This is a genomic window from Paenimyroides marinum (assembly GCF_900108395.1).
In the GTDB taxonomy this organism is placed as follows: Bacteria; Bacteroidota; Bacteroidia; order Flavobacteriales; family Flavobacteriaceae; genus Flavobacterium; species Flavobacterium marinum.
The window spans coordinates 1-12,819 of record NZ_FNXE01000012.1 but is presented as its reverse complement, the minus strand read 5'-3'; the positions used below and the strand labels follow the sequence as shown (position 1 = coordinate 12,819).

Sequence of the window (12,819 nt, the reverse complement as noted above, 5' to 3'; positions counted from 1 at the left end):
GCTTCATCAAACAACACAAATCAAAAAAATATGGCAACTTTTCGTTTTGAAGCTTTAAAGGCAGCAAGTAACCGTAAACCGGTAAGTGTTTCAGAAACCGGTAAAAAATCTGAAATTTTCGGTAGCAATGTATTTAATGACAAAGCAATGCGTCAGCACTTAACTCCGGAGGCATATAAAGCGGTACGTTCTGCAATGGATCACGGTACAAAAATAGACCGTAAAATGGCAGACTATATCGCATTAGGTATGAAAGAATGGGCAATAGGTAAAGGTGTAACACATTATACGCACTGGTTTCAACCTTTAACCGGGACTACAGCAGAAAAACACGACGCTTTTTTTGAAACATCTTTTGACGGATCTGATCCGGTAGAGAAATTCAGCGGTTCGCTTTTGGTTCAGCAAGAACCGGATGCGTCTTCGTTTCCAAATGGGGGTATCAGAAATACGTTTGAAGCTCGCGGATATACCGCTTGGGATCCTACTTCGCCTGCATTTATCTTTGGAACAACTTTATGTATCCCAACTGTTTTTGTTTCTTATACCGGCGAAGCGTTAGATAATAAAACGCCTTTATTAAGAGCGTTGTTGGCAATTGATGAAGCAGCAACTGAGGTAGCTAAGTTTTTTGATAAAAATGTAAAGAAAGTAACTCCGACATTAGGCTGGGAACAAGAGTATTTTTTAATTGATGCTGCGTTAGCGGCTTCTCGTCCGGATATTTTACAAACTGGCAGAACGTTGTTAGGACATGTTTCGGCAAAAGGTCAGCAATTAGAAGATCATTATTTTGGATCGATTCCTACAAGAGTTTTAAACTACATGCGCGATTTGGAAAACGAATGTATGTTATTGGGAATTCCTGTAAAAACACGTCACAATGAAGTAGCTCCGAACCAATTTGAGTTGGCTCCGATTTTTGAAGAGACCAATTTAGCGGTAGATCACAACTCATTATTAATGGATGTGATGCAAAAAGTAGCAGAACGCCATGATTTTAAAGTGTTGTTTCACGAAAAACCTTTTAAAGGCGTGAACGGATCCGGTAAACACAACAACTGGTCGTTGGCAACAGATACCGGTGTAAATTTATTGGCTCCTGGTAAAACTCCAAACAGCAATTTACAGTTTTTAACCTTCTTCATTAACACTATTAAAGCAGTTGCCAATTACGAAGAGTTATTGCGTGCATCCATTGCATCGGCATCAAATGATCACCGCTTAGGAGCAAATGAGGCACCGCCTGCAATTATTTCCATTTTCATTGGACAACAATTAACAAAAGTGTTGGAAGAATTAGAAGGAGTATCAACAGGAAAATTATCACCTGAAGAGAAAACCGACTTAAAATTAAATGTTGTAGGAAAAATTCCGGATGTATTGTTAGATAATACCGATCGTAACAGAACATCGCCTTTTGCGTTTACCGGAAATAAATTTGAATTCCGTGCGGTGGGTTCAACAGCAAACTGTGCTACTTCAATGACAACTTTAAATACGATTGTTGCAAAACAATTGATCGACTTTAAAAAAGAAGTGGAAACGTTGGTTGAAAAAGATGGATTGAAAAAAGACGAAGCCATTTTCAACGTATTGCGTGAATACATCAAGCAAACAAAAAATATATTATTTGAAGGTGACGGATACAGCAAAGAGTGGGAGGAAGAAGCGGCTCGCAGAGGATTATCAAACCACAAAACAACTCCGGCTGCTTTAAAAGCTAAGGTTTCTCAAAAAGCTTTGGATCTGTTTGCTGAAATTAACGTAATGAACAACACAGAAGTAGAAGCACGTTACGAAATTGAATTGGAAGATTATATCAAAAAAGTTCAGATTGAAGGACGTGTTTTAGGTGATATCGTTCGTAATCACATTATTCCTACAGCGTTTAAATATCAAAACTTATTAATTGAAAATATTAAGGGTTTAAAAGATATTTTTGGTAAGGATTATGAAGAATTAGCAGCAGAACAAATGATGATTCTTAAGAAAACATCGATGCACGTTAACGAGTTAAACTCAAAATTACATTTAATGATGGATGCACGCAAAGAAGCCAATGCAATGAATTCTATTGAAGAAACCGCACACGCTTATTGCGATAATGTAAAACCTTATTTTGACGAAATTCGTTACCACGCTGATAAATTAGAGCTAATGGTTGATAACGAATTATGGACATTAACCAAATACCGCGAATTATTATTTACAAGATAATTATGTGTTTTAAACAATAAAACCTCTGTATTCACAGAGGTTTTATTGTTTATTGAATTTTTCATTTATGAAAAATTATCTGTTAAAATTAAATACAAAAGTTGTACCGTTATTATAAGCTCTGCGTTCCCACATGGCATATTGGCTACGTGTTAAAATGCTTCTTAAATCTTTGCACAATCTGTATTCATAATCACGTGGACCATAATTATTAGCTATTAAGAAGTTCAAAGAAACTTGTAATTTGGATCTTTGTGCTTGGGACAGTCTCAAAAAATCATAACGATTCATTTCACGGCTCACATGATAATGATAATCACGTTGATGATTATTTCTCACAACTTTTCTGTTATGTTTGTAATCATTTCTATTGTGATTATAATGTTTTTGGTGTTTTTTATGGTTTTTGTAATGTCCTTTTCCGTGGTGGTTTCCATGTCTTGGCTGTGCACTTGCAATAGTTGTAACCGCTAAAAGTGCTAATGTAAATAACGTTTTCATAACAAATTTTGTTTTAATGCTGTATCAATTGTTTTTGTTATAAAGCATTTCTCAAAGTGTGTGCCAAAAAAAGTTAATATCAAAAAAAAGCTCTATTTTAACAATAAAGCCTTAGAAAATAATTTTTTATAATAATTAACTTTGTTTTTTTACATATTTAGTTAGGATAACAATCATTTGTCCATCGATTTTTCCTTCAATTTGTTCCGTGTTATCGTGAACCAATCGGATGTTGCGTACAGCTGTTCCTATTTTAGCGTTCAATGTCGATCCTTTTACATCTAAATCCTTAATTAAAGTTACTGTATCGCCGGCTACTAAAATATTTCCGTTACTATCTTTATGTAAGTCAATACTTCCGTCACCTTCGTGGTCACCTGTTTGCTTAGCCCATTCTAACGCATCATCGTCTAAATAAATCATATCTAACAAATCGGCAGCCCAACTTTCATTTCTAAAACGGTTTAACATTCTCCAGCTTACCACTTGAACCGGGACATTTTCATTCCACATTGATGTAGATAAACATTGCCAGTGATTAGCGTCTAATTCTTCACGTTTTTCAATTTGATTCAAACATTTCTCACAAGCTAAAATTTCTCTGTCAGCTAAATTACTTGCCGAAGGAGGAACGTCATAAACTGATAAGTTTTCTTTTGATTCGCACAATTCACATTGATTGCCACTTCTTGCTATTAATTTGTCTAAAGTTTTCATGGAGTATATTTTAATTTTTGGGCAAATATATTAATTATGTTTTTGGTTTGCCAAAAATTTGATCAAATCAATCAAACGGGACGAGTAACCAATTTCATTATCGTACCAACCTACTATTTTTACCATTCTGCCTAAAACGGCGGTAAGTTGTGCATCGAACAAACAAGAATGCGTATTTCCTATCACATCTACAGAAACAATAGGGTCTTCGGTATATTCTATAATTCCTTTTAATTGATTTTCGGATGCATGTTTAAATGCTTTATTGATTTCTTCTATCGTAACATCTCTGTTCACATAACATGTAATATCTGTTAAGGAACCATCGGGAACGGGAACACGAATGCCGCCACCACCGATTTTTCCTTCGTATTCCGGAAAAATTTTGGTTAACGCTTTGGCAGCTCCTGTGGTTGTGGGAATGATAGATTGTGCCGCACCACGTGCTCTTCGTAAATCTTTATGTGGTTGGTCGTGCAGACTTTGATCGGTGGTGTAGGAGTGAACTGTGGTTATGAATGCCTTGTCTAATCCGCACAATTCCTTAATCACCTTAATCATTGGAGCGGCATTATTTGTTGTGCAACTTGCATTGGAAACAATCAGTTCATCACCGTTTAAAATAGATTCATTTACACCTAGTACAACGGTTTTAATTTCATTGTCCTCAGGAGGAACAGATAAAATCACTCGTTTTGCACCGTTTTGGATATGATTTTGAAGCAGTTCGGCGGTTTTGTGTTTCCCGGTTGCCTCAATCACAAAATCAATGGCAAAAGGTCTCCAATTGATTTTGGTAATATCTTTTTCGTGTAAAAACGCCACTTTTTGATTATTAACAATTAAATGTTGTTCATCAAACGAAATGTGTTCACTCAATTTTCCATGAACACTATCGTATTTCAGCAAATGCGCCATGGTAGCGGTCTCAGCCAAATCATTGATGACAACCACTTCAATATCTGGATGATGAATTAACAAACGGAACAAATTCCGACCAATGCGGCCAAACCCGTTAATAGCGATTTTTATTTTCATTATGTGTTTAAAAAAGCAGGTCGCTCTTAATAGAACGACCGTGTAATTTATTATAAAATATGTTTTTGTGCTTTGTAAGACGAGCGTACCAAGGCACCACTTTCTACGTGGCGAAAGCCCATTTCTAATCCAATTTCTTCGTATTTTTTAAATTGATCAGGAGTAATGAATTCTTTTACAGGTAAATGTTTTTTACTTGGCTGTAGGTATTGACCAATTGTAATCACGTCTAAATCCACTGCACGTAAATCTTTCATTGTTTGAATCACTTCTTCTTCGGTTTCCCCCAATCCTAACATGATACCCGATTTTGTGCGTTTGGCTCCGTTGGCTTTCAAATAGCGCAATACTTCTAAGCTACGGTCATATTTTGCCTGAATTCTAACTTCGCGTGTTAATCGGCGAACGGTTTCCATATTGTGAGAAATCACTTCAGGAGCTACTTCTAAAATACGATCTATGTTTCTTTCGATACCTTGAAAATCAGGAATTAAGGTTTCCATGGTAGTTCCCGGACTCATTCTGCGAACCGCTTTTACCGTTTCTGCCCATATGATGGAACCGCCATCCTTTAAATCGTCGCGATCAACAGAAGTTAACACCGCATGTTTAATATTCATTAACTTAATAGATCGAGCTACTTTTTCAGGTTCGTCCCAATCTACTGTTTCTGGTCTGCCAGTTTTTACACCGCAAAATCCGCACGAACGGGTACAAATGTTTCCTAAAATCATAAAAGTAGCCGTACCTTCGCCCCAACACTCGCCCATATTTGGGCAACTGCCCGAAGTACAAATGGTGTGAAGTTTGTATTTATCTACTAAACCTCGTAATTCTGTATATTTTTTTCCGGTTGGTAATTTTACGCGTAACCATTTAGGTTTACCAGTAGCCGGTTTGTTTGTTTCTAAAACCGATTCCATAATTGAACATTCTTCAAACCACAAAGATACTGAAAAGTTTATGTTTTTGGTTCCATATATTTTTTTAATACACTATTTTTGTAATCAAATTTGTCCGTAGTTTTTTATAAATAGCAACAACACCTTAAAACTATTGTTTTTATTACGGATTTAAACTCAACAGATGAAATCGTACCATACACCTGCAGAAAAATACATTATAAAACCAGTTAATCAATTTATTAGTAAATCCACCACAGGCGGAATAATTTTGTTTATTGCTGCTATCATTGCGATATTTTTTGCTAATTCCCCATGGGCTACTGATTATCATAGCATTTGGCAACACAAAATCGGAATTTCTTTGGGGAATTTAGAGTTAAAAATGTCACTTCATCATTGGATTAACGATGGTTTAATGGCAATTTTCTTTTTTGTTGTTGGTTTAGAATTAAAACGTGAATTAAGTAATGGCGAACTGGCATCGCCCAAAAAAGCAGCTTTACCCATCATTGCTGCAATAGGCGGAATGCTTTTTCCTGCATTAATCTATCTCTTTTTTAATGGTGGAACAGATGCTGCACACGGATGGGGAATTCCAATGGCTACCGATATTGCTTTTGCATTAGGTGTATTATATTTATTGGGAAATAAGGTACCACTTTCTTTAAAAGTATTCTTAACAGCGTTAGCAATTGTTGATGATTTAGGAGCCGTATTGGTCATTGCATTGTTTTATACATCTGATTTAAATTTAATGTATCTTTCTATAGGTATTGCGCTATTTATTTTGTTGTTGCTTTGTAATAAATTAGGTTTTAAAAGTCCGATTTTTTATGCAATAATTGGTATTGGCGGTATTTGGCTGGCTTTTTTACTTTCGGGCGTGCATGCTACCATAGCCGCGGTATTGGCAGCTTTTGCCATTCCGGCCAATGCTCGAATAAATGAAAATTACTTTTCTTATAAAATGAATGAGTTGCGCCAACGTTTTTACGCAATAGACCCTAAAGATCGTCAACCTAATTTAAATGGAGAACAACTTTTGTTAGTCGAAGAAATGCGCAGTTTAACTAAAGATGCGCTGCCACCATCACAGCGGTTAGAGCACGGTATGCACAGCTTTGTAGCTTTTATCGTAATGCCTGTTTTTGCCTTGTGTAATGCAGCTATTCCAATCTCATTTAGCGAAATTAGTAATGTAACAATTGGTGTAGCTTTAGGATTGTTATTGGGAAAAGTTATTGGTGTTTTTGGATTGACGGCTTTGATTATCAAATTAAAACTGATTTCAAAACCTAACGGCATAACGATGAGAAATCTGTTGGGGATAGGTTTTCTAGCATCCATCGGATTTACAATGTCGCTGTTTGTAACAGAACTGGCATTCGATGTAAATAAACATCCGGAATTTCCTTCAGAAGCCAAATTAGGAATTATTGTAGCTTCGCTAATTGGCGGATTTATCGGATTTTTTATTCTGAATCATTCAAAAAAATAATTAAAGACCAACCAATTGTTGGCTTTTTTATGAATAGTTGGTTTATCTTTGCGCCACTTATATATAAGAATATGATTACAGTTAACGACGTTGCCGTAAATTTTGGAGCAACAACTTTGTTTAGCGGAGTAAGTTTTGCCATTAATGAAAACGATAAAATTGCTTTAATGGGTAAAAACGGAGCCGGGAAATCGACTTTGTTAAAAATTGTTGCCGGAATTAATAAGCCGAGTTTAGGAAATATTGCGGCTCCCAAAGATGCCGTTATTGCCTATTTGCCACAGCATTTACTAACAGAAGACGATAGTTCAGTACGTGAAGAAGCCGCTAAAGCTTTCAAGGAAATTTTCTCAATGAAAAAGGAAATCGATGAACTAAACGAACAGTTAACTGTAAGAACCGATTACGAAAGCGACGATTATATGAAATTGATTGAACGCGTTTCGGAATTAAGTGAGAAATTTTATTCGATTGAAGAGGTAAATTACGAAGCCGAGGTTGAAAAAGTATTGAAAGGAATGGGATTCTCACAGGAAGATTTAGACCGACCAACTTCTGAATTTTCAGGTGGTTGGAGAATGCGTATCGAACTGGCAAAAATCCTTTTAAAGAACCCCGATTTAATTTTATTAGATGAACCCACCAACCATTTGGATATCGAATCCATTCAATGGTTAGAAGATTTCCTGGTAAACTCTGCAAAAGCAGTAATGGTTATTTCGCACGATCGTGCGTTTGTTGACAATATCACAAACCGAACCATCGAAGTTACCATGGGACGTATTTATGATTACAAAGCAAAATATTCTGATTATTTAGAATTACGCAAAGACAGAAGAATTCATCAGCAAAAAGCTTATGAAGAACAACAAAAGTTTATCGCAGAGAACAAAGCTTTTATTGAGCGTTTCAGAGGTACTTTTTCTAAAACTGAACAAGTGCAATCTCGCGTTCGCATGTTAGAAAAATTGGTTTTAGTAGAGGTAGATGAAGTAGATTCATCGGCATTACGGTTAAAATTTCCACCGGCAACCCGTTCAGGGCAGTATCCTGTGATCGTGAAAGAATTGTCTAAATCGTATGACGACCATATTGTTTTTAAAGATGCCAATATGGTGATTGAACGTGGGCAGAAAGTAGCATTGGTAGGTAAAAACGGAGAAGGAAAATCTACCATGATCAAAGCTATTATGGGGGAAATTGATTTTAACGGATCTGTTGAAATCGGTCACAATGGAAAAATTGGGTACTTTGCACAAAATCAGGCTTCGTTGTTAGATGAAAATATAACTATTTTTGAAACTATCGACCGCATTGCAGAAGGTGATATCCGTACACAAATAAAGAATATTTTAGGTGCTTTTATGTTTTCGGGAGATGATATTGATAAAAAAGTAAAAGTGCTTTCGGGCGGAGAAAAAACGCGTTTGGCAATGATAAAATTATTGTTAGAGCCTTATAATGTGTTAATTCTCGATGAGCCAACCAACCACTTGGATATGAAAACCAAAGACATTATTAAAGATGCTTTAAAAGAATTTGAAGGAACAGTGATTTTAGTATCTCATGACCGTGATTTCTTAGATGGATTAGCAGAAAAAGTATTTGAATTTGGTAATAAACGCGTCAAAGAACATTTTGAAGACATCAAAGGGTTTTTGGCTCTCAAAAAAATGGATTCTTTAAAAGAGATAGAGAAATAAAAACAATACCTATTCACTAACCCCGATAACATCTAAGTTTTTCGGGGGTTAGTGAGTAAGAACTTTATTTTATATGAAAGGTTTATTTAAAAACTTGCCGAATAAGTTAAACTAATGTTGTGGTTTTTAGATTGGATATTGGCAACATTGTTTGTTCCTGAACTTATCATATTTTGTTGCGAATCTTGTTGCCAGAACTGATAGCCCAAATCTAAACGCGATGCCCCAAAACTGTATCCAATACCGGCACTGTAGCTTGTTAAATCGTCCATAAGGTCTTTGTTTTTGTACGGACTGCTGGCAAAGCGGTATCCGGCACGCAAACTTACCTGGTTTAAACGGTATTCGCCACCAATTCTAAATTCGTTTGTTGCCTGTAAATTGTTTTTGTAATAATTGTTTACCAGACTGTAATCGGCTCTGTCTGCCTTATATTCTATGGTGCTGTAATCTTTTCGGGTATAATCAAAACTTAACAATCCTTTAGTCCCAAAAACATACGCTAAACTTCCGGTAAATGCCCCCGGGTTTTTAATGTTGTATTTGTTGTATAAAGTGGTAATAGCAGGATCTATATTATAAAAATTAAGCTCGTTATCTTGAATGATATTTGTTTGTAAACTTTGCGAAAATTCATCTTGAAGACTCATCCACGTTGGAGATTGGTATGAAGCTCCGATTCTGAATTCTTCGGTTGCTTTAAAAATTCCACCTATGTTAAACGAAAATCCCGAACCATACGTATAAGTGTGGTTGGTAAACAATAATTCCTTATATCCGTCTGTTACCGGTGATTGATTTTGTTCGTAAATAGCCGACGAGGTTAAATAATCTATAAAATGAACATTTAAATTGGCTCCCAAATACAATTTTTTATTGATGTCGAAACCAACATTCCCCGTTAACTGATTGTTAAAACCAGAAACGTATGTTTCATTTTCCTGATAAAAAGAATTTCCACTTCCGTTTAAAACATAACCGTTATTGGTGTCATTGATTAAGTACCCTTGATATGCCAGCATGGCTTGTTGTGCCGAAAATCCGTTTTGAATACTATTTAAATAGTCGTATAAATCGGTAATAGACTCACCTTCTCTTGTTTGAACATAATCAAGAGGAACACTTCCTCCGTTGTAGCCGTAATTGGCATGATCTAAGAAGTAATTAGTAACCGATTGATTGGAAACACCGCTGCTAAAATATCGGTCGTTAAAACGGGCATTGGTATGATAACCAATACCAATGGTTACCTTTTTTAATGCCTGATCCTGGTTTTTTGAATCGACAACAAAAATGGCTCCGAAATTCGATAAATTTACATCGTTTTCTTTGGCAGTTGCTTTCGTTCCTTCAAAAATCGATTTGTTGTTCTGGATTTGGAGGTTTCCGGTAAAGCTAAAATTGTTGTAATTGTACAATGCAGAACCTGCGGGGTTAATTTGTAATGCAGAAATATCTCCGCCCAATGCTCCAAAAGCACCTCCCATGGCATTAAAACGAGCGGTTCCGTTTACTTGTTGACTACTGATTTTTACGGCGTCTGCCAGATTAAATTCCTGTGCCTGTGCCTGAACCAAGCTGAAAATGGCAAGCAATGGTAAATATATTTTTTTCATAATTATCGTACTCTTAAAAATGATTTAAATTATCTTCTTCCGCCACCTGAACGCATACCGCCGCCCATTGATCCACCACTGCGTGATCCGCCAAAGCTACCGCCACTATTCATTCTGGTATTTGATGAAGGGGTATAGGTAGGCCGGGTAGTTGTCCGTTCCATTCTGGTATTAGTGGTTCGGGTTGTTGTATTGCGGGTGTTTATTCTGCTGTTTTGGTTTGTGTCAAATCTGTTCACTCTGTTGTTTTGTGATGTTCTTTCAGAAACATTCATTCTGTTCAACGTGGTATTTGCACGTGCAAAAGTTCTGTTTGTTGTACTTAATCCATTGGCTCTGTTAAATGAATTACTGCGTAAGCTGCGGTTGGTTACATTAGTAGCCATTCTGTTACTGTTTAATTGTCGAGAAGTTAAGTTTCGATACGAATTGCTTCTTGATATATTCCGGTATCCATAATAAGTATAGCCCCAACCGTAGCCATAGTAAGGGTAACCCCAGCCATAATAAGGATATCCCCAATAACCGCCCCAGCCAAAGCTGAAACCGTATCCAAATCCCCAGTATGAATCATACCAGCCGCCATAAGGATATCCCCAACCCCAATAAGAGTAAGGGTAATCGTAGACTATTTGCGTGGTCGAAGTGGTATCGCCCCAACCGCCGTTTGCCTCGTTGTAATTAGACGTATAATTTTCTACATCGGTAAAGTAAGCTTCGCTTTCTTGGGCTTTTTCTTTAAAATATTCGGTGTAATACGCACCTTTTTCGTGCGTATCTTCTACAACAATTTTGCTATTGTTATAAATTCCGTCCACGTCATAAGGTTTCTGGTTTAAGCTGGAACATGCCGTAAGGGCAATTCCGGCACTTGCGATAATGCTTAACCGAACTAAATGAGACTTATTGAAGATTGTTAGTAGCATATTTTGAGTTTTTATTGTTGAACATTACAAATTTAAGTAGATTTGTACAAAATAAATTGTTAATATTATATAATCAAAATATATACCAATATACAAAAAATGAGCAAGAATTTAACTACAAGAGCAGAAGATTATTCAAAATGGTATAACGAATTGGCGGTAAAAGCCGATTTAGCTGAAAATTCAGGGGTTCGCGGCTGTATGGTGATCAAACCGTACGGATATGCCATTTGGGAAAAATTACAAGGTGAATTAGACCGCCGTTTTAAGGAAACGGGTCACAGCAATGCGTATTTTCCCTTATTTGTTCCAAAAAGTTTATTCGAAGCTGAAGAGAAAAATGCCGAGGGTTTTGCTAAAGAGTGTGCCATTGTAACGCATTACCGTTTAAAAAATGACCCAAACAATCCGGGAAAATTAATGGTTGATCCCGAAGCAAAATTAGAAGAAGAATTAATCGTCCGTCCCACATCCGAAGCAATTATTTGGAGTACTTACAAGGGATGGATTCAATCGTACCGCGATTTGCCTATTTTAATTAATCAGTGGGCTAATGTGGTGCGTTGGGAAATGCGTACCCGTTTATTTTTACGTACTTCTGAATTTTTATGGCAAGAAGGGCACACCGCACACGCTACCAAAGAAGAAGCTTTGTTTGAAGCCAAACAAATGCAAGATGTGTATGCCGATGTGGTAGAGAATTTTATGGCAATTCCGGTAATAAAAGGATATAAAACAGAAACAGAGCGTTTTGCCGGAGCTGATGATACCTATACAATAGAGGCTTTAATGCAAGACGGAAAAGCGCTGCAGGCAGGAACATCACACTTTTTAGGTCAGAATTTTGCCAAAGCTTTCGATGTGAAATTTACCAATAAAGAAGGAAAACAAGAGTATGTTTGGGCTACTTCGTGGGGGGTTTCAACACGTTTAATGGGTGCATTAATCATGACACATTCTGATGACAACGGATTGGTACTGCCACCAAAATTAGCACCGATTCAGGTGGTGATTGTTCCTATTCACAGAACCAACGAACAATTACAGCAAATAGGTGAAAAAGCAGATGAATTGATCGCAGAATTTAAGAAAAGAGGAATCTCTGTTAAATATGATGACCGCGATACGCAAAAACCGGGATTTAAATTTGCCGAATGGGAATTAAAAGGTGTACCGGTTCGAATTGCTATTGGACCTAAAGATTTAGAAAACGGAACTTTCGAGATCGCTCGTCGCGATTTATTGTCTAAAGAAATTATCAATGCAGATTCAGCGATAAATCATATTGAAAATTTGTTAAACGAAATTCAGGAAAATCTATTTGTTAAAGCAATTAACCACAGAACAGCACATACAACTGAAGTGAATTCGTTCGAAGAATTTAAAGAAGTTTTAGAAACCAAAGGAGGTTTTTTATTGGCACATTGGGACGGAACACCAGAAACCGAAGAAAAAATTAAAGATTTAACTAAAGCAACCATTCGTTGTATCCCTATGGACAGAAAAGAGGAAGTTGGAACTTGCGTTTTGACAGGTAACCCTTCAAAAGGCAGAGTGTTGTTCGCAAAGGCATATTAATATGAAAATCCCGGTTCTCACTCTACCGTCTGGACACATCTTTAAAAAGTGTATATCCCTGTAATATTGCGGAGAATTTTTGAAGTCCAATCCAAAAGGTAGTGATTCCGGGTTTTC

At 36.6% G+C, this 12,819-nt stretch carries 10 protein-coding genes; 4 read left to right on the top strand and 6 right to left on the bottom strand.

Features of this window, described 5'->3' with window-relative positions:
- Positions 1-30 precede the first annotated feature (30 nt).
- Positions 31-2,220 (top strand): glutamine synthetase III family protein, encoded by a 2,190-nt coding sequence (locus tag BLW20_RS05550; RefSeq protein ID WP_091097225.1) that lies wholly within the window; start codon positions 31-33, stop codon positions 2,218-2,220.
- A 75-nt stretch (positions 2,221-2,295) separates the two neighbouring features.
- Here BLW20_RS05550 and BLW20_RS05545 read toward each other — a convergent pair whose 3' ends face one another.
- From BLW20_RS05545 to lipA, 4 genes are all read right to left on the bottom strand, one after another.
- Complete coding sequence (locus tag BLW20_RS05545) at positions 2,296-2,721, bottom strand: hypothetical protein (RefSeq protein WP_091097223.1); 426 nt, start codon at positions 2,719-2,721, stop codon at positions 2,296-2,298.
- Between the two features lie 135 nt (positions 2,722-2,856).
- Entirely contained in the window at positions 2,857-3,438 is a 582-nt protein-coding gene (locus tag BLW20_RS05540; protein ID WP_091097221.1) for a PhnA domain-containing protein, read from the bottom strand.
- Between the two features lie 30 nt (positions 3,439-3,468).
- Positions 3,469-4,476, bottom strand: a complete 1,008-nt coding sequence (gene gap, locus BLW20_RS05535; RefSeq protein ID WP_177165035.1) for a type I glyceraldehyde-3-phosphate dehydrogenase — start codon at positions 4,474-4,476, stop codon at positions 3,469-3,471.
- Positions 4,477-4,526: 50 nt separating this feature from the next.
- Positions 4,527-5,399: a lipoyl synthase gene (gene lipA / locus BLW20_RS05530; RefSeq protein WP_091097217.1), complete on the bottom strand. Its 873-nt coding sequence runs from the start codon at positions 5,397-5,399 to the stop codon at positions 4,527-4,529.
- 163 nt (positions 5,400-5,562) lie between these two features.
- Here lipA and nhaA point away from each other — a divergent pair, with 163 nt between their 5' ends.
- Positions 5,563-6,879, top strand: coding sequence for a Na+/H+ antiporter NhaA (gene nhaA / locus BLW20_RS05525; protein ID WP_091097215.1), 1,317 nt, complete (start codon positions 5,563-5,565; stop codon positions 6,877-6,879).
- Between the two features lie 71 nt (positions 6,880-6,950).
- Positions 6,951-8,582 (top strand): ABC-F family ATP-binding cassette domain-containing protein, encoded by a 1,632-nt coding sequence (locus tag BLW20_RS05520; RefSeq protein WP_091097213.1) that lies wholly within the window; start codon positions 6,951-6,953, stop codon positions 8,580-8,582.
- Between the two features lie 86 nt (positions 8,583-8,668).
- On the opposite strand, the gene BLW20_RS05515 is transcribed toward BLW20_RS05520, so the two are convergent.
- Both BLW20_RS05515 and BLW20_RS05510 read right to left on the bottom strand, forming a co-directional pair.
- Positions 8,669-10,198 carry an OmpP1/FadL family transporter gene (locus BLW20_RS05515; protein ID WP_091097211.1) on the bottom strand — a complete coding sequence of 510 codons (1,530 nt, stop codon included), beginning with the start codon at positions 10,196-10,198 and terminating at the stop codon, positions 8,669-8,671.
- Positions 10,199-10,227: 29 nt separating this feature from the next.
- Positions 10,228-11,124: a hypothetical protein gene (locus BLW20_RS05510; protein WP_091097208.1), complete on the bottom strand. Its 897-nt coding sequence runs from the start codon at positions 11,122-11,124 to the stop codon at positions 10,228-10,230.
- A 99-nt stretch (positions 11,125-11,223) separates the two neighbouring features.
- Between BLW20_RS05510 and proS the strand changes: the two genes are divergently transcribed.
- The gene (gene proS / locus BLW20_RS05505) at positions 11,224-12,702 is read left to right on the top strand and encodes a proline--tRNA ligase (RefSeq protein WP_091097206.1); all 1,479 of its coding nucleotides are present in this window, start codon (positions 11,224-11,226) and stop codon (positions 12,700-12,702) included.
- Positions 12,703-12,819: the final 117 nt, after the last annotated feature.

Coding starts and splice junctions, on each gene's coding strand:
- BLW20_RS05550 (WP_091097225.1), top strand. CDS start 31: ATGGCAACTTTTCGTTTTGAAGCTTTAAAGGCAGCAAGTAACCGTAAA.
- BLW20_RS05545 (WP_091097223.1), bottom strand. CDS start 2,721: ATGAAAACGTTATTTACATTAGCACTTTTAGCGGTTACAACTATTGCA.
- BLW20_RS05540 (WP_091097221.1), bottom strand. CDS start 3,438: ATGAAAACTTTAGACAAATTAATAGCAAGAAGTGGCAATCAATGTGAA.
- gap (WP_177165035.1), bottom strand. CDS start 4,476: ATGAAAATAAAAATCGCTATTAACGGGTTTGGCCGCATTGGTCGGAAT.
- lipA (WP_091097217.1), bottom strand. CDS start 5,399: ATGGAATCGGTTTTAGAAACAAACAAACCGGCTACTGGTAAACCTAAA.
- nhaA (WP_091097215.1), top strand. CDS start 5,563: ATGAAATCGTACCATACACCTGCAGAAAAATACATTATAAAACCAGTT.
- BLW20_RS05520 (WP_091097213.1), top strand. CDS start 6,951: ATGATTACAGTTAACGACGTTGCCGTAAATTTTGGAGCAACAACTTTG.
- BLW20_RS05515 (WP_091097211.1), bottom strand. CDS start 10,198: ATGAAAAAAATATATTTACCATTGCTTGCCATTTTCAGCTTGGTTCAG.
- BLW20_RS05510 (WP_091097208.1), bottom strand. CDS start 11,124: ATGCTACTAACAATCTTCAATAAGTCTCATTTAGTTCGGTTAAGCATT.
- proS (WP_091097206.1), top strand. CDS start 11,224: ATGAGCAAGAATTTAACTACAAGAGCAGAAGATTATTCAAAATGGTAT.